Below are 23543 nucleotides of genomic sequence, written 5' to 3'. Positions count from 1 at the left end.
ATGGTCGTGCTCGTCACCGGCGCCAGCGGTTTTTTGGGCTCCCACGTGCTGGCGCGGCTGGCGGCCATGGGCATTCCGGCTCTCGGCCTCGGCCGCGATGCCGAACGCTGCGATGCGCTCGCGGCCGCAGGCCATGCCGTCATCCGCCACGACCTGTCGCAGCCGCTGAGTGTTGCGCTCGATGCTCGCCTCGGCAAAGTCGACCGGATCATCCACTGCGCGGCGCTGTCGTCACCGTTCGGTCGATTGTCGGATTTTGTGGCTGCCAATGTGACGGCGACGCAAAATCTTGTCGACTTCGCCACGCGGCAAGGCATCAGCCGCTTCGTGCACATTTCGAGCCCGTCGGTGAGCTTTGCCTTTCGCGATCAGCTCGGCCTCACCGAGGACGCCGCTTTGCCCGATCCGGTCAACCATTATGCGGGCACCAAGCGGGAAGCGGAGCGGATCGCGCTCGCCGCGCCCGCCATCCATCCGGTGGTGCTAAGGCCGCGCGGCATCTACGGCGTCGGCGATCGCGCCTTGCTGCCGCGCCTGATCAAAGCGGCGAAGACCCGGCCGCTGCCGCTGTTTCGGGGTGGTCGGGCCTCGATCGATCTCACCCATGTCGACGATGTTGTCGACGCGATCATGACAGCACTCGCTGCGCCCAAAGAAACCGAAGGCGAGGTCTTCAACATCTCCGGCGGCGAGGTGCTGCCGGTGCGCCGCATCGCCGACGAGGCCTGCGCCAGCGCCGGGCTCAAGGCGCGCTGGCGGCCGCTGCCGCTTGGGCCCACGATGCTGGCGGCAGGCCTGATGGAGGTGGTGGCATTGCGCTTGCCTGGCCGTCCCGAGCCGCCGGCGACACGCTACGGCCTCGGCCTCTTCGCCTATGCCCAGAGCCTCGATCTTTCCAAGGCGCGGCGCATGCTTGGCTGGGAGCCGAAAATCTCTTTCGAACAAGGGCTTGATCGAACTTTCGCAGGTGGGGGATCGGCGTGAAAATCGTCTTCGCCAACAGCGCCTGGGTTACCGCCGCGGAATGGCTCATCCTGCGTGGCGGCAGCTGGCGAAGTGTCAGGCTGCGCGTCCGTTACGGGCTGTTCTTTCATCCTCTTGCCGGGCCGGTGCTGGTCGACACCGGCTACACCCCCGAAGCGCTCACCGGTGAGGGGCGCAGCCGGATGCTGCGCCTCTACGGCGCGCTGCTCAGGCCCGAGCTCAACGCCGCCGAGCAGGTGCTGCCGGTGCTGAAGCGCTTCGGCCTTTCGCCCGACGACGTCCGCACCGTCATCGTCACGCATTTCCATGCCGACCACATGTCCGGCCTGTCGCTGTTCCGCAACGCCCGCTTCGTGGCAAGCGAGGCCGCCTGGGCCCGGGTCAAGGCGAGAACGCCCCGGCAGAACATCCGCCATGGCGTCTTCACCGAACTCTTCCCTGCCGATTTCGAGGCTCGGCTCGACCGCCCGTCCGCCAAGCGGCGGATCGAGGCGCGCGGCAGTGTGCCCGGCGGTGCCGATCTCTTCGGTGACGGCAGCGCGATCGCAGTCGATCTGCCGGGCCATGCCGACGGGCAGTTCGGCCTGTTCTTTGCCGGCCTCGAGCGGCCGCTGCTCTACGCTGTCGACGTCCAGTGGCTGCTGGCTGCCTTGACCCGCGACCGCACGCCCGGCTTCCCGGCGACGCTGATCGCCGAAGATGCTGCGGCGATCGAGCCGACCAGCGCCATGCTGCGCGGCTTTCTCGCCGCCGGCGGCGAGGTGATGCTCTGCCATGATCCGAAGCCGACGGCATATGACCTCAAGACAAGCGAGCGGGAGGCCGGATGAATGACCTGGCGGAAGCGGTTCGTTCCTTTGCCCTGACGCGCTGGGTCTCGCGCAAGAGCCGCGCGAATTTCGAGCGCTGGCAGGCGGCCGCCTTGCGCCGCTTCCTCGACCGCGACCTGCCGCGCGCGCCATTCTACGGCAAGGCGCCGCGCAGCCTCGCCAAGCTGCCGGTCACCGACAAGGCGTTGCTGATGGCTCGCTTCGCGGATTTCAACATCGCCGATGTGACCGCCGCGTCGGCCTGGGCCGCGCTGGCTGGCGACGGCCGTATCGGCGCGCTCACCGTCGGCGCCAGCACCGGCACCTCGGGCAATCGCGGCCTGTTCGTCATCTCGGAAGCGGAAAAATATCGCTGGCTGGGCACGATCCTTGCCAAGGCTGCGCCCGATCTCCTGTGGCGCGGCCTGCGCGTCGCCGTCATCCTGCCGCAGAACACCGGCCTCTACGACAGCGCCCGCAAATCGAGGTCTATCAAGCTCGCTTTCTTCGACCTAACGCTCGGACCGGAAAGCTGGCGCGGGGCGTTGGAGGCGTTCAACCCGACGGTGATAATCGCGCCGCCGAAGATGCTCAGGCATTTCGCAAGCGCCGGCTTCCGGTTGGCGCCGCGGCGCGTCTTCTCGGCCGCCGAAACGCTCGACCCGGTCGACCGTCCGATCATCGAGAGCTTCTTCCGGCTGCCGCTCGACCAGATCTACATGGCGACCGAAGGGCTGTTCGCGGTGACCTGCCGCCACGGCGGCCTGCATCTTGCCGAAGACTCGATTTGCTTTGAGTTCGAGCCGGCGGGCGACGGCCTGGTGACGCCGCTTGTCACTGCTTTTCGGCGAAACACACAAATCATGGCGCGTTACCGGATGAACGATCTGCTGCGGCTGTCGCAAGCGCCTTGCCGCTGCGGCTCGCCGCTGCGCTGTGTCGACGAGATCGTCGGCCGCATGGACGACGTTTTCTGCTTTTCCTCGGTTAGCGGTCCTGTCCTGGTCACGCCCGACGTGCTGCGTAATGCCGTGCTCAAGGCCGACCGCCGCATCGACGATTTCCGCCTCGTCCAGATCGCGCCCGCGGCCATCGAGCTCAGGCTTGTTCCGGAGCTTGCGGACGAAGCGGCAACCGCCGCCCACCAGGCGGTGCGCGCGCTGCTGGCGGCACGGCAGGCAAAAGCGGTGGTCGATCTCGTCCGCGCCCGGCTGCCGCTGGAGACCGGCCGCAAGCTGCGTCGCGTCGAATGCCGGCTGGAGCGGATGACGTGAACCGGGCCGCCACCTTCGACGAGCCGTTCCAGAAGGCCGGCCAAGTCGAGAATGACCCGGCCATGGTTGAGGCGTTCGTCAGCCTTTTCAATGAGATACCGGCGCAGGATCTCATCTCCAATCTGACGGTGAAGGTCGAGACTTTCGAGATCGGCGGCCGCACCTTTCCGCTCACCCTCAACGACGCGCGCGAGGCGCCGAACTGCTACATCTGCTGCCCATCCAGCGCCTATCTCGACTACGCCATCGACGAAACGCGCAACTTCGCTTGGCATCCCATACTGCGGTGGGCAGTCCGGGCGCTGATCGGCGCCTGCGCGCCGCTGGTCAGGATGAGCGGCCTCGACCATCAGGTGCAGGTCAACAACTGGCTTTATTCGACCAATCCGGTGCTCGCCCGCCCGACTATTGCAAAGCTGCGTGCCGCTTTGGTCGCGCGTTTTCCCGACCGCGCGATCATTATCCGCTCGCTGAACGAGATCGCCGATCCTGCGACCATCGCGGCGCTGAAGGCCGACGGCTTCCGCATGCTGGCGGCGCGCCAGATCTATGTCTTCGCCAATCGTGGCGCGATGACGCGCGACATGAAGCGCGACCGCAAACGGCTCGCCACCACGCCGTTCGAGCGGGTCGGCAACACGGATTTCACCGAGGCCGACTATGCGCGCGCCGAAGAGCTCTACGGCATGCTCTATCTGGAAAAGTACACACCGCTCAATCCGCATTACACCGCCCGCTACATCGCCGAGATGCACCGGCGCGGCATCCTCAGCCTGGCGGGCTTGCGCCGGGCGGACGGTGCGCTGGTCGCCGTCACCGGCCAGTTCGAGAACGGCGGCACGCTTACCCAGCCGATCGTCGGCTACGACACCGGCCTGCCGGTCGGCGAAGGGCTTTACCGCATGGTGATGGCGATGGCGCAGGACCATGCCATAGCACAGGGCCTGTTCTTCAACATGAGCGCTGGCGCCGCCGGCTTCAAGCGTCTGCGCGGCGCTGTCGCGGCGATCGAATACAACGCCGTCTACGCCGGTCATCTTTCGTGGCGCAAACGCCTGGCCGTCCGCGTCATGGAGAAAATATTGGCGCTGGTCGGCATCCCTCTGCTCAGGAGGTTCGAGCTGTGAGCGATCGGAAGAAGGACTATTGGCAGGCGGTAGCGCTGTCGGCCGACGTCAAAGGCAAGCCGAGGCGCATCCTCTTCGATGGCGCGCCGCTGGTGCTGTTCCGTTCGGCCAATGGCATTGCCGCGTTGTTCGATCGCTGCCCGCACCGGCTGGTCGAATTGTCGACCGGCAAGGTGGTCGGCGGCGAGATCGAATGCCCCTATCACGGCTGGCGCTATGACGGCGAAGGCCGCTGCACGACCATTCCCGGCCATGTCGGCGAGATGCCGCATTTCCGGGTTCGACGTTACAGTGCGATCGAGCGCGACGGTATCATCTTCGTCTCGACCGGCGCGCCGGCGGGCGAACCTTACCTACATTGCATGGAGGGCAAGGACGTCATTGTGCGGCGGGTGCGCAGCTCGACCCAGTCGACGGTGATCGATGCCGCCGAAAACATTCTCGACGCCACCCACACCCACTTCACCCACAAGGGTCTGCTTCGCGGGCTGAGCTCCAGGCGCCGTCTGGTTCGGGTGGATGTCACCGGCGGCGAGGGCTGGGTCGAAGCCTGCTATACCGGCGAGGACCGTCAGCAGGGGCTGATCAGCCGGCTACTGGAGGGCGAACGTGCCAGGACCATCGGCCGCTTCCGCCACCCCGGCATCGCCGAGCTGGAATATTGGGGCAAGGATGGGCTGGTGCTCGCCACCACCTTTCATCTGCGCCAAGCGGACGAGCGCACCGTCGAGGGTGTCGGCTGGCTGATCGGACGGCGGCAGGGCTGGCTTGGCGAGCTCAAGGCGCTGGCCTTCAGGCCTTTGTTCAACATCGCCCTTCAGCAAGATCGCCGTGTGCTGAAATCGGCAAGCGACAACGCCCGCTTCGCGCCGCAAACCCTGCCGGTGATCGGCCCGCTGGATTTCCTGCGCCGCGACATCGCCGCCATCATGGATGGCAAGCTGCCGGCTGCCGCGAGTGAGGCGAGGGTGCACCAGATCGAGCTTTAGGTATAAGCTCTAATTCAAGGAGATGGAGCGATGCCTCTTGAGACCGCGCGTTTCGATATCCTTGATCATCTCAAGACCCCTGAAGAACGCTTAGCCTTTGTCGAGCCGCATTTGAGGATGGCGAGCCCAAGATTATCACTCACACTCTCAGCAGTGTGGCGCGCTCCATCGGCTTGAATGCCGTTGCAAAAGAAGCCGGAATGACGCCGGAGGCGCTTTACAAGGCGTTGAGCGAGAGCGATCCACCTCTCAGCACGCTGCTGGCTGTAGTCAAGGCTTTAGGCCTACAGCTTTATGTGAAGCCGCGGGTCAGTAGCGGCTGCGGGTAGCGTTTGATCAGTCCTCAGAGTTGATGACGACGGCGGCGTCGCGTTCCTTCGCGCCCCTCTCTGTCCTGCCGGACATCTCCCCCACAGGTGGGGAGATTGGCTGCCATCGCCGATTTCGCCAATTACCGACGTGGCAGAATGGGCGAGGCGCCGAAGCTGCTGATCTCCCCCAAGTGGGGGAGATGTCCGGCAGGACAGAGAGGGGCGCTGTCCCGCCAGCGTTACTCGTCCGGCCCATTCCACTCGATATCGCGCGTCGACGCCGCCTGCAGGCTGATACGCTGGCGCAAGGCCGTGCGCGCGATCTCGACCAGCGCCGGCCATTGCGCCTTCATGGGCGCTGGATCGCCGGGCCAGTCGAGCAATTCGCGCCCCTCGCGCATCGCCTTTCGGAATCTGCCGAGATCACCCGAGCGCAAGGCCGCTCGCAATCCGTAGATCCACATGGCGAGTCGCACCGTTTGCGGCGCGGTGACATCGGGCGGGACTTCCGGACCGTCGCCCAGCACCGCCTCCGCGAAGCGTGCCGGATCGCGGAAGAAATGCAGGCCGCTGACGGCGCGCGGGTTGCATTCCAGCGGCAGCACACGGCCGTCCGCCTCGCGCATCAGGTCGAACGAAATCTGCCCGGTCCATACTGTGCCGGCGACGATGTGCTCGACCAGCTTCCGCGCTGCTGCATCTTCCATCCGTTCGAAGTAAATGCCGGCGCCCTTGCCGGCGCGGTAGAGCGAACGATAAAGCGCCAGTGCTTTGAGCCTGCCATCGCGCGCCACCGCATAGGCGCTGATCTCCTCGCCTTCGACAAAGCGCTGCGCCACCCAAGGCGCGGCGGGCGAGGCATTGATGGCATCGAGTTCGCCGGGCGAGGGGCGTAAGAGCACATGGCTGGCGAAGCGCGACCACACGGGTTTGAACACCAGCTCGTGCGAGCGATTCCGCACGGCCTCCAGATCGGCCTGTGATTGCAGCAGCGTCGTTTCTGGCACCGCGAGGCCGATACGCTCGGCCAGCCGCATGAAAGCATGCTTGTTGTGCACTTCCGCCAGAAGCTCGATGCCGGGCGCGAACAGTCGAGCCGGCATGGCGCGGCCGCGCCAGGTAAGCGCGAGGTGGAAAACCTCCTCGCAGGTCGGGATGACGAGGCCGATCTGCTCTTCGGGCAGCAGCGCCTCGATCGCTTCGGCATAGGCTTGCGGCTCGAAGCGCGGCGGCGGCAGCCGATAGTAGCGCGCGCAGGCCTTGCTCGCGGCGGCGATGGGCCGGGCCGGCGTGTCGGCCAGGATCACGCGACGGCCTGCGCCATCGAGCAGCCTCGCCAGATGCAGCGCCACCGGCGCGCGCGCTCCGGTGATGAGCACGGTATTGTCAGCCCCCGGCATCAGGTCTCGCGATCGTTTCAGCCGTGCGAACCGTTGCGCGAAATCGCCGGGCTTGGCAACGCCGCTACCCGCCGACCGGCAGCGCGCGCTGGACGGTGTTGACGAAGAAGCGGATGCCGATCGGCACGATGGCGTCGTTGAAGACGAAGCGGTCGCCATGCAGCCCGGCGCCGGGGCCGACATCGCCGGCGCCGATCCAGACATAAGCGCCGTCGCCGACTCCCTGCAGCAGGAAGGCAAAATCCTCGCAGCCCATACTCGGCTGGAACTCGGTCAAGACACGCTCTGCGCCAACCGTGTCCGCGCCGGCCAGCGCTGCGAGCGCGGCGCCCTGCGCCGGGTTCACCACCGGCGGATAGCCGCGTTTGTAAGTCAGCTCGGCGCGACCGCCATGCATCAATGCGCAAGCCTCGGCCACGCGTTCGATCTCGGCCGCGCAATGATCCGAAAGCGCGCGTTCGTAGAAGCGGCAGGTGCCTTCGACCTTCACCTCGCCAGGCACGAAATTGTTGAAGCGGCCGCCGTGGATTTCTGTCACCGACAACACGCCGGGCGACAGCGGATCGACGCTGCGGCTGACCAGCCGCTGGATTGCGGTGACGAAGCTTGCTGCGGCAAGCAGCGGATCGTCGCCCAGATGCGGCATCGCCGCATGGCAGCCGCTGCCGCGAAAGATGATCTCGAAATCGTCGACAGCGGCCATCTGCGGCCCGGGCTTGACCCCGATATGGCCTTCCGGCAAACCCGGCCAATTGTGGAGCGCAAACACCTGGTCCACGGGGAAGCGCTCGATCAGCCCATCCTCGATCAGTTTTCGGCCGCCGCCCAGCACCTCCTCGGCCGGCTGGAAGACAAACACCACTGTGCCGTTGAAACTCTCGCTCCCGGCAAGCAGCTTGGCCGCGCCGAGCAGCACTGCCGCGTGGCCGTCATGGCCGCAGGCATGCATGACGCCATCCTTGCGCGAGGCATAGTCGACGCCCGTTGCCTCCTTGATCGGCAGTGCGTCGAGCTCGGCGCGCAGGGCGATCGCTTTGCTGCCGCTGCCCTTCGTCAGCGTCGCCACCACCGCCGTCGCGCTGACATCGGTGTGGACGGCAAGGCCGAATTCTTTCAGCTTCGCGGCAACGAAAGCCGCTGTTTCATGCTCGGCGAAGCCGAGTTCCGGATTGGCGTGGATATGCCGCCGCCAGCCGATCGCCTCGGCGATGATCGCTTCCACCTTGTCGTTTTCCCGCATTGCCTGTCTCCGTTCTCGATGCCGTCAGATAGCCGGCGCCTTCGGCTCCCGTCTTGAACAGGATTGACGGGCAGGGCGGTTTCGAGAAGGCTGGCGGGCATGAGCGATGCCGGCGAGCAAAGGGAACGCGAAGCAGCAAAGCTGACGCGGCATGAAGGCCTCGGCGGTCTCGAAATGCTCGCCGCCCGTTACCGCGATCACGCCTATGCGCTGCACACCCACCCGACTTGGGTCTTCGGCGTCGTGGTGGCAGGCGTCGAGAAGCTGCGTATCGGCCGCCGCAGCCATCTCGCGCCGGCCGGCTCGATCATCATCGTCAATCCGGAAGAGCCGCATGACGGCGAAAAGGGCGTCCCCGCCGGCTGGGCCTATCGCACCTGCTATCCGGATAGCGACCTGATGGCCGAAATCGCCGAGGATTTGCAATTGCCCGGGCTGCCGATGTTCGGCGAGGGCATCGTGCATGCGCCGGACTTGGCGCGAGCCTTCGTCAGGGCGCACCGCTTGGGCGGCCAAGTCCTCGAACAGGAAACGTCTATGCTGGTGGTGCTGCGCGAATTGGTCAGCCGTTTCGGCGACCGCAAGTGCCGCGATCGCGCCGCCGACGGCAGCGAAACAGCGCGGCGTTTTCGTCTCTATGGCGAGTTGATCGCGGCCGATCTTTCGGCCGGCTTCGACCTCGCCCGTCTGGCGGCCGCAGCCGGCGTGAGCCGCTTTCAGGTCATCCGCGATTTCAACCGCGCCGCCGGCATGACCCCCGGCCAATATCTGCGCGATCGACGTATTCGCGCCGCCTCAACGCTGATCCGGTCCGCCATGCCGCTGGCCGAGATCGCCGCGGCCACAGGTTTCGCCGACCAGAGCCATCTCACCAGGGTGTTCAAGGCGATCAAAGGCCTGTCGCCCGGCGCCTGGAGCGCCGCGACATGAGACCTTCCGGCGAGGTAGCCCGGACCGGCTGGCACGCCGGATCGCTTAATGCATGTCGCCCAAAAGTGATCTCGGTTTTGGGACAACGACATGCATAAAAAACAAAGACCTAAAGCGCGTCGCATGAATCCGTTTCGGCGCGACGCGCTTTAGGTGGACTATAGCTTCGCCTTGATTCGCTTTATCTTGCCGCTGACATAGTCGCCATAGCGCAGCTGCGATTTGCCGTGCCGGTCCCTGAACGCGTACCATTTCCCGTCCGGCAATTTGCGCTGGTAGATGATCTTGCCGGCCTCACGATGCTCGAAGCATGTCATCGACGCCTTGGCGCCCCATGCGCCGTGCCATGTCGCGCGGTAGCAGAGCTTGCCGCCGCCGGGGATGAACCAGATGCCGTCGCCATAGCCGCGCTTGCCCTTATCAGACGTCCAGGCGTCGAACTGACGCTGCTTGACGGCAAAGAAGGCGGCGCCGTTCTTGCCCCAAAGCCATGAATGGTTCTGATAGAGCTGGTAGATGCCCTCGTCCGGCACCACGGCAGCCTTCTGCACCTGGTCATTGATCTTGCTGACGCCCTTGGCTGCCGCAGGAGCCTCCAGGCCGATAGCAAAAACGCAGCAGGCAAGTGCCGCTCCGATAAAATTCCCCAGTACCCGTTTCACGATTTTACTCCGCAGACCGATTTACGCCACGTCTTGCACCCGCCGCCAAAGCCGGGCTTTAGCGGTTGTCGTTTCCCAAATTCGAAGCTGAAGCCCCGTTACCGGTTTACGCCGGAGCGGGCATGCCCCTCGTGCCTTATGGCAGGACGTGCTGGGTCACCCGCCAGTCGGGCAGCCCATAACCACCCAGCCACGGCCACACTTCCTTCTGGTTGAAGTAGACGACCGAGGTCAGGGCCGGAAACTCCGCATAGGACTTGCGTGAATCGGCCTCCCACGTCGAGACATATTCCTGCTTTCCGACATAGCCGAGCTCAGCCACGACAATCGGTTTGTTGAATTTCGTGACACGGTCGTAGCCGGGCTTCAGCGTCTCGGCGAAGGTCCGGTCACGATGGACTTCGTCATTGTCTTTCTTCTGCAGACCGAATACCGACAGGCCGATTACGTCGACATGGTCGTCTCCGGGATAGTATTTCTCCAGACCCTCGTCGCCCTTCGGCGACCACATGTATTTGGCCGCGGGAGCCGCCTTGCGGCAGACATCGACCTCGCGCTTGTAGGCGGCGATCCAGTCCTTCGGCGCCCAGTTGGCCCAGGTGAAACGGCCGCTCTTGTCTTCCATTTCCTGCGCCCAGCGGATGGTCACCGGGCTCTTCATCTGCCCGACCAGGCTGCAGATCGCCTGCATGTTGGCGTCATATCTGCCGCTCAAAATGCCGTCGCGCAGCTCGGCCGGCGTGATGCGCCAGTCCTTCGACCATGTCCACGGCTCGATGGTGATCAGCAGCGAACGGCCACGCTGCTGTGCGTAGGCGTCGGCCAGCGGCAGCGTCGATAGATCGACGTCTTCCCAGGGCAGGAACAGTTCCTCGATGCTGGCCGACTTGTCGTTGCTGAAATCGCCATAGGGGTCGTAGGAGCCGAATGCCGACGCGGCTGTGCTGGTCTGTATTGGATCCGTTTCCGCCGGGGATCCGGCCGATGCCGGCAACACCAGGCTCCCGCCGACCATGAGCGCCGACGCAAATGCTGCTGCGTATTTCATATCCGCCTCCCATGCCTTCAATGCGCGCCAGACATTGAAGCTCGCCACTGCGTGCCGATGGGAATCGGCGCGCAGACCCAAACAATCGGTCCGCCGACGTGAACTGCGGGAATTCTGAGCGACTGGGTCAGCGCGCGCCTTGCGCAAGGCCGCCCACCAAAGTGATCTCTCGGGGTCGCCTTTACTTGGATCCCGGGAGAAGGTCGCCGCGATACTCGCAAATTCGCGTCAACGTTACGATATTATCCCTGCCTGATCTAAGAGCCTGTCGAGGCCGGGAGTCAAGCGCAATTAACGGTTGTTTAACCCTGTTGTCACTAACGTGGTTAACGCCCGAGTTTGTCGTCCGCGGCAGCCGGCGGCGACCCCGCTTGCCAGTGCATCTGCACATGTCGGCAACTGTTGACCCGGAGGTGGGAGCAGGCCTGAGGCAGTCTGCTCAACGGTTGGGTTAACCAGTTCTCAAGAAGCTTGGTTAACGCAAGCTTAATCCTGTTGACTCCGCATTAGCGCAAGCTGATTCTGTAGCCGGGTGAACGCCTTCGGCCAAGATGGGCCGAGGCGTGCGAGGGCGGCGGGCAGTATGAGTATTTCGGTGGATGCCGGCGTCGCCGGCGGTAAAGCACGGTCTGCGCGTGGGGCGCAGCTGCTACCTGCCGGGGCACCTTTCCTGGTCCCGGTCCTGTCTCCCGTTCAGCGGCGCATCTGGGTAGTGGCGCTTGCATTCTGGCTCTGGACGCTGGGCTTCTTCTGGTTGTGGTGGCTTGAGCCCGATCACATTGAGCACGTTGTTCCATACGTCTTGGCGACGCTGACTTTTGCCTGGCTGACGCTGATGCCGCTCTATTTTTTCCCGGGTGTGCATACGTCAAAGAAACCGTCCAAGCTGCACACGATCCCGATAGGATCGAGAGTCGCGATGGTGGTCACCAAGGCGCCGTCCGAACCCTTCGCCATAGTCCAGCGCACGCTTGAGGCGATGCTGGCGCAGGATTATCCGCACGACACCTGGCTCGCTGACGAGGATCCGTCCGAGGAGACAGCCGCCTGGTGTGATGCGCATGGCGTGCTGATTTCGACGCGGCGCGGGCGGGAGGACTATCATCGCAAGGCCTGGCCGCGACGCACCCGCTGCAAGGAAGGCAACCTGGCCTTCTTCTATGATCACTACGGCTATGAACGCTACGACTTCGTCGCCCAGCTGGACGCCGATCACGTGCCTACGCCGAGCTATTTGAGGGAAATCCTCTATCCTTTCGCCGACCCCACGGTCGGCTATGTTTCGGCGCCCAGCATTTGCGACAAGAATGCCCATGAGAGCTGGGCCGCGCGTGGCCGGCTGTTTCCCGAAGGAATGCTTCACGGCCCCCTCCAGTCCTGTTACACGAGCAACGGAATGCCGCTTTGCATCGGCTCGCACTATGCGGTGCGAACGAGAGCGCTCAGGCAGGCGGGTGGTCTCGGCCCGGAACTTGCCGAGGACCATTCGACGACGATGCTGTTTATTGCCGCCGGATGGCGCGGCGTGCATGCCATCGACGCCATCGCACACGGCGACGGACCTCAGACTTTCGCTGACTTTGTCACCCAGGAATTCCAGTGGTCGCGAAGCCTCGTGACGATCCTGCTCCGATATTCCCCAAAATACCTTCCCAGGATGAGCGCGCAGTCGAGATTCCAGTTCCTGTTCCGGCAGCTGTGGTATCCGCTGCTGGCTGGATTTTCGCTGCTGATGTACATCATGCCGACATACGCGCTTGTGTCTGGGGAGACGTTTGCCAACGTGGCGTATGTGGACTTCCTCGTCCACTACATGCCGAATTCGCTTTCGCTGATCGTGCTGGTGATGTTGCTGAAGGCATTCGGCCTGTCGCGTCCACTGACGGCCAAGGCGCTTAGCTGGGAAGGAACGCTGGCCGCTTTCGTGGCCCGCTGGCCTTGGGTTCTGGCAGGAACTCTATCTGCAGTCCGCGACCACCTGACCGGGTCGTTCATCGATTTTCGCGTCACCCCGAAAGGCAGCGGCCCAAAGGCGCTCCTGCCGACTCGCGTCATTTTCCCCTATGTGGCGCTTGCTGTTGGCGCATCCTTGCCGGTCTTTCTGGTCGAATATCCTGCCAACGCGGCGGGTTTCTACTGGTTCGCCGCCGTCAACGCTCTGTTCTACGGTTTGCTCGCGGCCGTCATCATCGCCAGACACATCACCGAAAACAGGATCCCGCCGCGCGCCGATGTCGCGAAATTTCTCCTGCATGGCTCGCTCGCGGTGCTGGCGCTGTCGGCTCCGGTTGCCGCTTTTTACAATCGCGGACCGCAGGGCATTTATGGACTGCAGCAAGGCTTGAGCCATCTGAGGATCGTGCGGGCGACCTATCCGGTTTCTGGCGCCGGGCAGGGCCAGATCGGCGATTATAAGGTCCGCTTTGACCTTGGCTGGGACACGACCCGCTAGCTGGCCTCCTTCATCCAGTGTCGGGCAGCGGGCAAGCGCAGACCTCTTTGCGATGCCGCGCCTCGCGGGGCGGTCGGCACGGCGATGGCCCGGCGAAAAACCGTTGCATTTTAATCAAACCCGGCGAAGCATCGAAAGGTCACGCAAACCACCCTGTTTGCACGAATTTTAACAAGTTTCCTCTAATATTTTGACACGGTGTGAGCGGCAATGGGCTGCTTTCAAGGCACAAAAAAGCAACCGGCATGAAGAATGTCGCTGCGGGTCTTGCCTTTAGTCGACGACAGGGGAGCAGTGATGACGAATATTGTTGGTGACTTGAGAAAGCCTGGCATCTATACTGCTGCGGCCATCGCATTGATTTCCGTGGCCGGAAGCTGTCAGAGCGCTGTCGCAGCCGAGGCAGGCTCGGCTCATGGCAAGCCAGCGGTCCATAAGGTCGGCAAGACGGTCCACTATGTCAAAAGGAAGCAGACCTTCTATCGCAAGCCGCTGACGCGGATGGTCGGCGTGACCCGCACCACCGAATTGGCCTATGCTGCCTTTGTCCGGCCGCACAGGGTCGGCGCGCCGGCACTGCTCAAGGTCTCCTACAGCCTCGGCGATGCCGGCCCGCTGCTCGGCCGATCGCCCTGGATCTGCAGTCCGAGCGGCTTCGGTCAGCAGTCGAGTTGCCGTTCGCGATATTGACGTCCGTAAGGGGGCACGAGCCGGAGGCTTGAGGATGCCGCGCGACCCGCGCGCTACCCTCTTGCCTCCGGTCGCCATTCCTGCCGATACTAAAGCACGTCGCGTGAAAAAAGGATTCGCGCGATGTGCTTTAAGCCTTTGATCTTAAGCATGTCTTTGTCCCGAAACCGCTGCACACTTTGATTTAGCCGACGAAACTTCGCCAGTCCTCCTCGATCGGCAAACGGGGCGGCTGAGGGCGGGGCTGACGGGATCATGTCCGGCGCGGCTTCGGCTCGCTGCCTGCCGGCAGGCTCGGCCGGCGCCAGCCGTCTGCTTCGCCATGCGCGGCCTGCGGCCGTGCGACATAGGGGAGCGCCCCGTTCGCTTCGAAATAGACGCGCGACAGCATTTCGGCGAGCACGCCCGACGTCACCGCCTGTAATCCGGCAATGACCAGGAAGAAGCCGGTGAACAGCATCGGCCGGGTGCCAATGTCCTGTCCCAGGAAAACCTTGAGCGCAAACAGATAGGCCAGGATCAGCGAGCCCAGCGCGCCGAGCACGATGCCGATGCCGCCGAAGAAATGGCCGGGCCTGGTGCGATAGCGCATGAAGAAGAACATGAAGACGAGGTCGAGCACCACGCGGAAGGTGCGCGAGATGCCGTATTTGGACCGGCCGTGGATGCGGGCGTGGTGTGTCACCACTTCCTGGGCGATGCGGCGCGGCGTCGTCACGGTGGCCAGCCAGGCCGGGATGAAGCGGTGCATTTCGCCATAGAGCCTGACGCTGCGGATAACGCTGCCGCGGAACACCTTCAGGCTGCAGCCATAGTCCTTGAGCCGCACCCCGGTGACGCGCGCAATCAGCGAATTGGCGATCCGCGAGGGCAGCCGGCGCAACCAAAAACCTTCTTGGCGGTTCTTGCGCCAGCCGGCGACGAGGTCGAGATCCTCGGTCAGCAGCCGGTAGACCATGCGCGGTATGTCGAACGGGTCGTTCTGCAGGTCGCCGTCGAGCGTGGCGATGACGTCGCCGCGTGCGGCGTCAAGCCCCGCCTGCATGGCGGCGGTCTGCTTGTAGTTGCGCACCAGCTCGACCGCATGCACGTGCGAGCCGTACTGAGCGGCAAGCCGCCGGATTTCGGCCGGCGTCGCGTCGGTGCTGCCGTCGTCCACCAGCACCACCTCCCAGGGCTGGCTGTAGCCTTCCATCGCCTGATGGATGCGCACGAGCAGCGGCTCGACATTATCGGCCTCGTCATACATCGGAATGACGATGGAGAGCTTGTGCTCGGGCATGACGACACCTTCGGGCAATCCCGGGGCGGGTGTGGGAAGCGCGTTCATGGAAGTCATTTCCTTGCGGGCCCTGGGACCGGGCTTTCCGGTAGCGTCGATTTTGAGGGAAACAGCCAGGCGACCGCGCCGGTGGCGACCGCCGAGCAGAAGATGAAAAGATGCAGCGCCAATGCCGCCTGCAGGCCGTCCTTCATGGCGACGCCGGAATAGAGCAATGCCGCCGCGGCACCCGCCTCGTAAGTGCCGAAGCCGGCGACGCCCTGCACCGGCAGGATAGCCGCGGCCTCGGCGCCGACGGCGCCGGGAAAGGCGGTCTGGAAGGATGTGCCGAGCAACATGGCGAGCAGCCATCCCTGCACGGCAAGCTTCAGCGCCCAATTGGCCGCCGTCCACCACCAACCGTAACGGGAGCGTCCCGTGGCCTCGGTGAAGATGTCGCGCAGCTTGCCGAGTTTCGACACGATCTTGCCGCGCCCGGTCCAGTCATGCGGTGTGCGCGCCCAGCGCGGCAGGTACCAGGCAGCGGCGATCAGCACCGCGATGCCGGCGGTCCTGAGCGCCAGGTGGAGGCCGGGCCAGACCAGGCAGGCGAGCACGCCGACGACGAAGGCATCCTGCAGCCTGAACCACAACAGCGAGGCGCCGGCGCGCATGATCGAAATGCCGAATACCTGTCGCAGCAGCAGCGGAAAGGCGGTTTCGCCGCCGCGGAACGGCACCACATTGATCATGGCATTATGGATCAGGATAACGCGCAGGCAGGCGCCGAAGCGGCCGTTCACCTCGTCGCGGAATTCATCGCACACGCGCAGCGCGCGCAGCACATAAGTGACGAACAGCGAAAGCGTCACCGCCGCGAAGGCGCCGGGCGTGATGCTGGCGAAGGCATCGCCGACCATCTTCCAGCGCGAGTCGCTGACCAGCCATGCCAGCAGCGCCAGGGTGACGATTATCGATACCGCTCGCTTCAATCAATTCTCCGCTGGTGTCCGCCGCCGCGTCCTCGCGGCCCGGTCAGTGGTTCCGAAGATCCGCGGCCATCATATACGGATCGCTCCGCCGCGGCCCGCCGCCCAGCCTACACGCAAAACGCCGGACGATATCCGGCCCGGATTTCCGGCCGGCACGACGGGCTCACGGGCGGGTGATCCTATAAACCAGCAGCTTGTCCGAATCCACAAGCTTGGTTGCGGTCCTGTCGAGGTAGTCGACGACGCCCCGGTGATGCTCCAGGAAACGCTGGTTGTTATCATCCTGCGCATTCTTGGCTATGCCGAACAAATCGGCGCCTTGAGCGCGCAACTGTTCGAGCTGCGCGACCGCAGTGGCGTCGTCCTCGACGAAATTTGTCCAGTTGTAGTCGCCGCCTCCCGGTGGAAATACCCAGCCGCGCAGCCTGCTGTAGTAGATGGCGACGGGGTCTCCCGCATCCGAAGCCACGGCAACGACCAGGTCGCCTGGCTTGGCCAATCGCGCCATCTCCTCGCCGAGCAGCTTGCCGTTGCTGGCTATCGGCGCCTTCATTGTCCCGAGCAGCGGAAAGGTTGAAAGCGCCAGTGCCAGCGCCGCGATAAAGATCGAGCGCAGCACCACCGCGGGGGACAGAACATTTCCGGTGCCGAGCGTCGCCAGCACCATCGCGCCGCGGCCGCAGAACATTGCGAACGGCACATGGAAGATGTGATAATTCCACGGATTGCTGGTGATCTCGCGCGCCGCCGCGACATAGACGATCGCTGCTGCCGCCAGCCACACATAGGGAACGGCCGAAAGCGACCGCTTATCCGATTGGCCCGCGCTCGGCGGCATCCAGAAACCGAGGGCGATCAGCGCCATGAACGGATAGCCGTAGAACCACCAGATCGATGTGCTCCAGACTGACCTGAAGTAGAATTTGTCCCTGAGGAACGCCCAGAAGCCAGAATCCCAGATGTAGCCGCTGCCGGCGACGTGGAACGGCGGGTAGCTGCGGCCAAGATAGATCGCCCAGCTGAAATAGCCGGCGATGACGACGAGGCTGAGAAGCCCGCTTACGAAAACCCGTGTCGCCTGCCTGTAGCGTTTGTCGAGGACCCAGCGGACCATCAGGTAGAAGATGACGGCGCCGGCGGCGAGCCCCGGCGGCTTAGCCAGCGCGCCGAGGGTGAAGCTGGTCGTCGCCAACGGCAGCAGCCAGGCCTTGCCGCCGGCCCAGTATTTCGCGAACAGCCATACGCCGAGCGTCACCAGCGCCAGCATCGAAGGGTCGGGCAGGAAGGAGCTGTCGATCATCACCGGGCCCGGCATCAGCGCATAGGCAAGCGCCGCAGCGTGCGCATGCGCCTCGTCCCAGCAGAGCGCGGTTAGCCTGTGGAGCGAAAATACCGTAACCAGCCCGAACAGCGCCGCGATCATCCGTCCGAACCAGTCGTGCCAGCCGAACAGCTGGTACAGGATCGCGGTGAGATAGCTGACGATCTGGAACTCCCGGCCCTGATAGCTCGGTCCGGGGCCGGTCCAGCTCACCTCCGGGAAGAAGATGTTCCAGCTGCGCTGCTGGAAGTTGTCGGCCATCATGGCCGTGCTTGTCTCGCGCCAGCTGAAGGCATCGACAAGCGGCTGGGTGATGTTGTAAAGGCGGGCGATCGCCGCCACCAGAAGGATCGCCAGCAGGATCAAGCTGTTGATGCTGACGCGCGGGCCGACCGCCGCCTGACGGGCAGCCAGGGTGATGCCCTGGATATCCACTGTTTCCGTGCCGTCCGCCATTGTAGCCGCTCCTCCCATAGAAGCTACTTCGGCGCTGCTCCCTGTTACTCGAGCGCTCACCAAAGACAATCAAAGCATCACAAGGTTATAAATACCCATGGTTAAATAAGGCCTTGCAACGTCACTTCGGGTTGGACATGGTTGACAGCGCGCCTCACGCGGCTGTTAATAATTCAAGGGCGCCGACCCCGCCGCCGTCGGGCTCACAAAGCTCGGGCATCGTGACGGATCGCGAAAAGCCCGAAGAAACATCTTCCAGACCGGTATTCCTCGACCCGACCAACTCGGGCTCGAGAGGGGGACTTTGACATGCGATCGGTTATCGGGACTTCTGTAAGCGCATCGGCACATACGGGCAGGGGCCCCGGCCTGCTTGCCGCGCGCGGCTGGCTTGTGCCGCTGCTCATGGCGTGCGCCCAGCTTGCGTGTACGGGCACTGCCGATGCGGCCGCCGCCAAGAGCGGCGCGCCTGTCGAAGCCGCGGCCAAACCCGAAACCGCGCCGACGGCTTTCGAATTGCAGCTTCTCTACGCCGACCGAACCTGGAACTGGGTAAATGGAGCGGCCTATTTCGGACTGGATAGGCGCCTGCAGGCATGGACGGCAGGACAGGACGCGCCCGCCGTTGCGGAAGGTCACTGGCTGGTGACCGAAACGGGCAAGATGTGCATGGAGCTCGCCTGGCGGTCGAAGGCCTACACCACAAAGCCGCGGCGCACCTGCTACAGCCATCGCGTCGAGAACGGCACCATCGAGCAGCGCAAGGATCCGGACGGCGACTGGTACGATTTCAAGCACGCCACGGACGCCGCCGCCGACGAACATCGGAAGTTCGAGGCGGGCAACACCAAGGGAGCCCGGTTCGACGAGATCCGCAAACTGATCGACAACAAGAGTTGAGCATGGCGGAGAAGCAGGTTTCCGTCCGAATAAAAGAAGCCCGCTGAGAAAGCCCTCAACCCAACTCGGCGAGCCCGCGCCCCGACACATTACTCACAGGGACGACGGCCAGCCTTGTCGGCTTGTTGGCATCCACGCCGCGTTGCGCGTGCTTTGCACGCGAAACTGCGGCGGGCGCCCGAGGCTTCTTCGGTTTCGAGATAGGACCGAGACCGAAGAAGAGCGCGGCCGTCCTGACAATGCTGTCGATGCCGGAAAGCTCGGCCACGAACCCCAGTTGCTCGCGCGCCATGCCTGGATCGGCGTAAAGCCCGGCCGGATCGCCGGGGCGGCGCGCTTTGTACACGACCGGGACAGGCCGCGACGTGATCCGTCCGACCGCCTCGAGAATTTCCTTGATTGAAATGCCGCGGCCGGTGCCGAGATTGACCGCAAGGCTTTCGCCGCCGGCCTCCAGATGCATCAGCGCCTTCAGATGCGCGCGAGCGAGATCGCTGACATGGATATAGTCGCGCACACAGGTACCATCGGGGGTCTCATAGTCGGTGCCGAAGACCTCGATTGCATCGATCATGCCAGACGCCGCCATCAGCACCCGCGGGATGATATGGGTTTCAGGCGTGTGCCATTCGCCGAGCTCGCCCTCGGGATCGGCGCCGCAGGCGTTGAAGTAGCGCAGGATGGCGTATTTCATTCCATAGGCCGAGGCGTAATCGCGGATGATCTGCTCGCCCATCAGCTTGCTGCGGCCGTAGGGGCTGATCGGGTTCTGCGACGCGGTCTCGCGCACCGGCAGCGCCTCGGGCACGCCATAGCTGGCGCAGCTGGAGGAAAAGATGATCTTGTCGATGCCGTTCGCGCGCGCGGTGTCGAGCACCGCGATCGTGCCCCCGACATTGGTCGAATAATAGTCCGCCGGCTCGCTGACCGACTCGCCGACATAGGCAAGCGCGGCGAAGTGGACGACCGCCCGCGGCCGATGTGTGTCGATGGCCCGCTGCAGCGCGTCGCGGTCGCGGATGTCGCCGACGACCAGCGGACCCCAGCACACCGCCTTCTCGTTGCCGCGGCTCAAATTATCCGTAGACCACCGGCAGGCAGCCTGCCGCTGCGAGCAGCTTGCAAGTGTGGCTGCCGATGAAACCGGCGCCACCCGTTACCAGAACGGGGCGGCGGGTCATGACGCCGCTGCCTCTTTGACGGACCGACTGCTGAGGGCCCGGCCGCTCTGCGATGCGCCGGACTGGCGGCTGCCCAGCAATGCCTCGAAATAGGCCGCGGTGTGGGCGAGCCCCTCGCTCAAGGCGACCTTCGGCTCCCAGCCCAGATGCTGCCTAGCGTAGGAAATGTCGGGCCTGCGTTGCCTGGGGTCGTCGACCGGCAGCGGCCGGTGCACGATACGCGAGCGGGAATTCGTGTAGTCGACGACCAGCCTGGCCAGCTCCACGATGGTGAACTCGACGGGGTTGCCGAGATTGACCGGATGCCTCGGCGCTGCCGGAGCATTCATCAGGCGCATAAAGCCTTCGATCAGATCGTCGACAAAGCAGAAGGAGCGCGTCTGCATGCCGCTGCCGTAGATGGTGATGTCCTCGCCGCTCAGCGCCTGGACGATGAAGTTGGACACCACGCGGCCGTCGTCAGGTCGCATGCGCGGGCCATAGGTGTTGAAGATGCGGGCGACGCGCACGTCGATTCCGTATGTTCTCGAATAATCGAAAAACAACGTCTCCGCCGAGCGTTTGCCCTCGTCATAGCAGGAGCGCGGGCCGTGCGTGTTGACGTTGCCGAAATAGCCTTCGGGCTGCGGATGCACCAGCGGATCGCCATAGACCTCCGAGGTCGAGGCCTGGAAGATCTTGGCGTTATGGCGCCGCGCAAGTTCCAGAAGGTTGATCGAGCCCAGCACGCTTGTCTTGAATGTGTGGATCGGATTTGCCTGGTAGTGGGGCGGAGAAGCAGGGCAGGCGAGGTTGTAGATTTCGTCGACGGCGAAATCCGCAGGCAGCGCGTCGACGATGTCGTGCCTGGTGCAGGTGAAGGCGGCGTCGCGTGCAATGCCGGCAAGATTATATCGTCTGCCGGTATGAAAATTGTCCAGCGCGATGACCTCATAGCCGTCGAGCAGCAGCCTCTCGCACAAATGAGAGCCCAGAAATCCCGCTCCGCCAGCGACCAGGGCGCGGCCGCGATCGATACCTCTTCGACCTTGGCCCGCGTCCAGCTTCAGAACCTTGACGACTCTGCTCATGGCAACCTCTTACGCACGTACGCTACCGCTCCCGGGCCTGGCAATTGCTTTGCCAGACCAGGCCAAAAAAACAGCGATTCCTCCGCATGCGCGGAATCGCCTATACTGATGTGCGCTGTAATTTTATGAGTTCGCGGAGCTCCCGCCGTACGGCTTATTTGCTGCCGCTCAGCGCCCCTTCGCCCCTAAGTCGCGATCCACGAGTATAGCTGCCACCACCGCGGACTGCTCGCCCAAATTGCACACCCAACGCATATAGAAATATACCTGTGGACGGCGTAGTCAACTAAATTAGCGTTTTGTTAACCCTGTGCATTCGCATGTGGTTAATCATGATCGGGGATTGGTCGGGGCATTGCGCGATGAGAACGTCGACTCGTATTGACAGGGCCGAGACAGTTGAAATTGGCGGCCTCCGCACCAGCGCAAAGCTGGACAGCGAAAGAGCTCGCCAGACCCCAAGATGTCATCGAGCAGTCATTTTCAAAAAAGCTTGGTTCACGGCCCGTGGCAGAGAAATATATTTCAATATTGAACGAAATCTTAGATATTATGAACCCAGAGCGGCCCGGAAGCCCTCAGGAAACAATGCGATTGCTGTCCGAAGCCGCTCGCGCTGCAAATATGGGCAGCGTTTCCGAGATAGGGGTTGGGACTTGTGCTCGTGGCCGGGTGGGGCGCGGTTCTCGGCTGGACAAATCCACCTGGTTTCGGGTTGAGCAAGGCGGCGTTGCCGCTTTGCGATGTGTTGAACAAAGTAGTTTGACCGAAATTGAAGTACTGGCAGCCAGAAAGTGCTACGATAGTTCCGAGGAGTAAAGGCCTGTACAAAAATTGACTTGAGGCGTCGGACTTTCTATTGGGTAAACCGGGCTGGTCTTTCCCGCGAAACTTGAACATCAAAAGTCCCTTCGGGCGCGCGAGCTGCCCTGCATTCCAAATCGTTGATCGTCCACCCGCCCAAGGCATTATGGCAAACTTGATCAATTTAGCGATAGCTGTTTGGCCGTGAGGAGATTTCAGCGGGTTGCGTCTGCGGCATCCCGCCTGCTGGGGGAGCGGCATCGACCCGACCGGCTCGCACCCGGCGGTTGCGTAAAGAGACGGAGAACCGCCGGCAGCGTCAGCTTCACGGAAAAAGCACGGCCCGTAAATTTTGCGGGCCGCGCTTTTTTCGTAGGTGGTCTGCCACTCGCAGCTATTGTGCGCCCATCTCCTTCTTGAAAGTCTCGAAGTCGACCTGCATGCCGTTGAAGATGGTGCTCCAGTGGCGGGTCAATGCGGACACCGCGACAGCCTCCTGGATCTCCTCGTCGGTGGCGCCGGCGCGCTTGGCATCCTGCGTGTCCGACCAGATGCAATAGCTGCACGGGATCTGCGCTGCGACCGCCAGCGAGATCAGCGACTTGACCTTCGGCGGCAGCGCCGTCTTATCGCTGAGCTCGATGGCCTTGACCTCGGCCCACGCGCCGGGCAGACCGGCTTTCGGGAACTTGGTCAGGAAGCTGGGCACACCGCCCATGGTCGACTGGATGTCCTTGATGGCGGCGTCATAGTCGTCGGCATTGGCAGGGGCCGACAATAAAGCTGTGAGCATGCCGGCAGCGGCGAGCAGCGAAGCGGAACGAAGGCACGAACGCACGATGCGAGAGACGGACATGATTTTCTCCTCTGGTCTTTGTTAGCCTTACGATGTAAGGTGTGCGCAAATTGAGCCTTACAGTGTAAGTTGTCAAGCGGAGCCATGGACTCACCGATCAAAAAAAAGCGAGCACGCGGCCGGCTGTCCCGCGAGATGATCGAGGACGCCGCCTTCGAGGTGATCGAACGGGAAGGGCTGTCCGGCTTTTCGATGCGCAAGCTCGCCGCGGCGCTCGGCTGCGAAGCGATGAGCATTTACCACCACTTCCCCTCGCAGGCGCATCTCTACGAGGCGCTGGTCGACCGCCAGATGAGTGGGCTTGTGATCCCCGACAACAGCCTGCCCTGGCGCGAGCGGGCCCGCATCGGCATGCAGGAATTCCGCCGCGTCGCGACCGAGCATCCGGCATTCGCGCCGTTCATAGTGGTCTACCGCATGAACTCGCCACCCTGCCTCGCCAAGCTGAACGCCATCATTGGCCTATTCGAGGACGGCGGTTTCGGACCCGAGCTCAGCGCCCGTCTTTTCCGCGCCGCCGGCTACTATCTGATGGGTGCGATCCTCGATGAAACCGCTGGCTACGCCAAGGGGCCTTCGGCGGTCACCACGGTCAACGACGAGGATTTGGCGCGCGACTATCCCAATGTCGTGGCAGCCGGCGCCTATTTCGGTAAAGCAGGTTTCGACAAGACTTTCGAGCTTGGCCTGGAGATGTTTCTGGACGAGATGGAGCGCGTCCGCGAAGCTGCCGGAAGCGGAACCGCGCTAGGAAGCGGCGATCGCGGTCGGACGAAGAAATAGCCA

At 63.5% G+C, this 23543-nt stretch carries 21 protein-coding genes and 1 pseudogene; 12 read left to right on the top strand and 10 right to left on the bottom strand.

Features of this window, described 5'->3' with window-relative positions; genetic code table 11:
* The 6 genes from FJ974_RS22835 (at position 1) to FJ974_RS22810 (ending at position 5512) form a co-directional block, all read left to right on the top strand.
* Positions 1-984, top strand: a complete 984-nt coding sequence (locus FJ974_RS22835) for an NAD-dependent epimerase/dehydratase family protein (RefSeq protein ID WP_140534120.1) — start codon at positions 1-3, stop codon at positions 982-984.
* Positions 981-1814: an MBL fold metallo-hydrolase gene (locus FJ974_RS22830; protein ID WP_140534118.1), complete on the top strand. Its 834-nt coding sequence runs from the start codon at positions 981-983 to the stop codon at positions 1812-1814. Before FJ974_RS22835 ends, FJ974_RS22830 begins: the two co-directional genes overlap by 4 nt.
* Entirely contained in the window at positions 1811-3067 is a 1257-nt protein-coding gene (locus tag FJ974_RS22825) for a F390 synthetase-related protein (RefSeq protein WP_140534116.1), read from the top strand. Before FJ974_RS22830 ends, FJ974_RS22825 begins: the two co-directional genes overlap by 4 nt.
* Positions 3064-4194, top strand: coding sequence for a GNAT family N-acetyltransferase (locus FJ974_RS22820; RefSeq protein WP_226891353.1), 1131 nt, complete (start codon positions 3064-3066; stop codon positions 4192-4194). Before FJ974_RS22825 ends, FJ974_RS22820 begins: the two co-directional genes overlap by 4 nt.
* Positions 4191-5183: a Rieske 2Fe-2S domain-containing protein gene (locus tag FJ974_RS22815; RefSeq protein ID WP_140534113.1), complete on the top strand. Its 993-nt coding sequence runs from the start codon at positions 4191-4193 to the stop codon at positions 5181-5183. The genes FJ974_RS22820 and FJ974_RS22815 overlap by 4 nt, the downstream gene beginning before the upstream one ends.
* A gap of 155 nt (positions 5184-5338) precedes the next feature.
* Positions 5339-5512 carry a DNA-binding protein gene (locus FJ974_RS22810; protein WP_264296788.1) on the top strand — a complete coding sequence of 58 codons (174 nt, stop codon included), beginning with the start codon at positions 5339-5341 and terminating at the stop codon, positions 5510-5512.
* Positions 5513-5733: 221 nt separating this feature from the next.
* Here the strand turns inward: FJ974_RS22810 and FJ974_RS22805 are convergent, their stop codons facing one another.
* Complete coding sequence (locus tag FJ974_RS22805; protein WP_140534111.1) at positions 5734-6894, bottom strand: ATP-grasp domain-containing protein; 1161 nt, start codon at positions 6892-6894, stop codon at positions 5734-5736.
* 64 nt (positions 6895-6958) lie between these two features.
* Positions 6959-8134: an amidohydrolase gene (locus tag FJ974_RS22800; protein ID WP_140534109.1), complete on the bottom strand. Its 1176-nt coding sequence runs from the start codon at positions 8132-8134 to the stop codon at positions 6959-6961.
* 99 nt (positions 8135-8233) lie between these two features.
* Between FJ974_RS22800 and FJ974_RS22795 the strand changes: the two genes are divergently transcribed.
* Positions 8234-9064, top strand: a complete 831-nt coding sequence (locus FJ974_RS22795; protein ID WP_140534108.1) for an AraC family transcriptional regulator — start codon at positions 8234-8236, stop codon at positions 9062-9064.
* 158 nt (positions 9065-9222) lie between these two features.
* Here the strand turns inward: FJ974_RS22795 and FJ974_RS22790 are convergent, their stop codons facing one another.
* Positions 9223-9726, bottom strand: coding sequence for a DUF995 domain-containing protein (locus FJ974_RS22790; RefSeq protein WP_140534106.1), 504 nt, complete (start codon positions 9724-9726; stop codon positions 9223-9225).
* 136 nt (positions 9727-9862) lie between these two features.
* A complete protein-coding gene (locus tag FJ974_RS22785) occupies positions 9863-10774 on the bottom strand; it encodes a glycoside hydrolase family 26 protein (protein ID WP_140534104.1) in 912 nt (303 codons plus the stop codon).
* A gap of 583 nt (positions 10775-11357) precedes the next feature.
* Between FJ974_RS22785 and FJ974_RS22780 the strand changes: the two genes are divergently transcribed.
* Positions 11358-13226: a glycosyltransferase family 2 protein gene (locus FJ974_RS22780; protein ID WP_140534240.1), complete on the top strand. Its 1869-nt coding sequence runs from the start codon at positions 11358-11360 to the stop codon at positions 13224-13226.
* Positions 13227-13478: 252 nt separating this feature from the next.
* A complete protein-coding gene (locus FJ974_RS22775) occupies positions 13479-13916 on the top strand; it encodes a hypothetical protein (protein ID WP_226891352.1) in 438 nt (145 codons plus the stop codon).
* 253 nt (positions 13917-14169) lie between these two features.
* On the opposite strand, the gene FJ974_RS22770 is transcribed toward FJ974_RS22775, so the two are convergent.
* From FJ974_RS22770 to FJ974_RS22760, 3 genes are all read right to left on the bottom strand, one after another.
* Positions 14170-15246 carry a glycosyltransferase family 2 protein gene (locus FJ974_RS22770; RefSeq protein WP_140534103.1) on the bottom strand — a complete coding sequence of 359 codons (1077 nt, stop codon included), beginning with the start codon at positions 15244-15246 and terminating at the stop codon, positions 14170-14172.
* A gap of 5 nt (positions 15247-15251) precedes the next feature.
* A complete protein-coding gene (locus tag FJ974_RS22765) occupies positions 15252-16169 on the bottom strand; it encodes a lysylphosphatidylglycerol synthase domain-containing protein (protein ID WP_140534101.1) in 918 nt (305 codons plus the stop codon).
* A 163-nt stretch (positions 16170-16332) separates the two neighbouring features.
* Positions 16333-17946, bottom strand: coding sequence for an ArnT family glycosyltransferase (locus FJ974_RS22760; protein WP_140534100.1), 1614 nt, complete (start codon positions 17944-17946; stop codon positions 16333-16335).
* Between the two features lie 309 nt (positions 17947-18255).
* Here FJ974_RS22760 and FJ974_RS22755 point away from each other — a divergent pair, with 309 nt between their 5' ends.
* Positions 18256-18846, top strand: a complete 591-nt coding sequence (locus tag FJ974_RS22755; RefSeq protein WP_181177170.1) for a DUF995 domain-containing protein — start codon at positions 18256-18258, stop codon at positions 18844-18846.
* A gap of 55 nt (positions 18847-18901) precedes the next feature.
* On the opposite strand, the pseudogene galE reads toward FJ974_RS22755, so the two are convergent.
* Positions 18902-20027: pseudogene (gene galE / locus FJ974_RS22750) on the bottom strand (UDP-glucose 4-epimerase GalE).
* A complete protein-coding gene (locus tag FJ974_RS22745) occupies positions 20024-21097 on the bottom strand; it encodes a UDP-glucuronic acid decarboxylase family protein (RefSeq protein ID WP_140534098.1) in 1074 nt (357 codons plus the stop codon). The pseudogene galE and the gene FJ974_RS22745 overlap by 4 nt, the downstream one beginning before the upstream one ends.
* Before the next feature lie 399 nt (positions 21098-21496).
* Between FJ974_RS22745 and FJ974_RS22740 the strand changes: the two genes are divergently transcribed.
* Positions 21497-21916 carry a hypothetical protein gene (locus FJ974_RS22740; RefSeq protein WP_140534097.1) on the top strand — a complete coding sequence of 140 codons (420 nt, stop codon included), beginning with the start codon at positions 21497-21499 and terminating at the stop codon, positions 21914-21916.
* A 379-nt stretch (positions 21917-22295) separates the two neighbouring features.
* Here the strand turns inward: FJ974_RS22740 and FJ974_RS22735 are convergent, their stop codons facing one another.
* Complete coding sequence (locus FJ974_RS22735) at positions 22296-22757, bottom strand: carboxymuconolactone decarboxylase family protein (RefSeq protein ID WP_140534095.1); 462 nt, start codon at positions 22755-22757, stop codon at positions 22296-22298.
* A gap of 84 nt (positions 22758-22841) precedes the next feature.
* Between FJ974_RS22735 and FJ974_RS22730 the strand changes: the two genes are divergently transcribed.
* Positions 22842-23540, top strand: a complete 699-nt coding sequence (locus FJ974_RS22730; protein WP_140534093.1) for a TetR/AcrR family transcriptional regulator — start codon at positions 22842-22844, stop codon at positions 23538-23540.
* The last annotated feature ends 3 nt before the right edge of the window (positions 23541-23543 follow it).

This window comes from Mesorhizobium sp. B1-1-8 (assembly GCF_006442795.2).
Classification (GTDB): Bacteria; Pseudomonadota; Alphaproteobacteria; order Rhizobiales; family Rhizobiaceae; genus Mesorhizobium.
The sequence above is the reverse complement of the archived record's forward strand: the minus strand, read 5'-3'. Positions and strand labels throughout refer to the sequence as shown.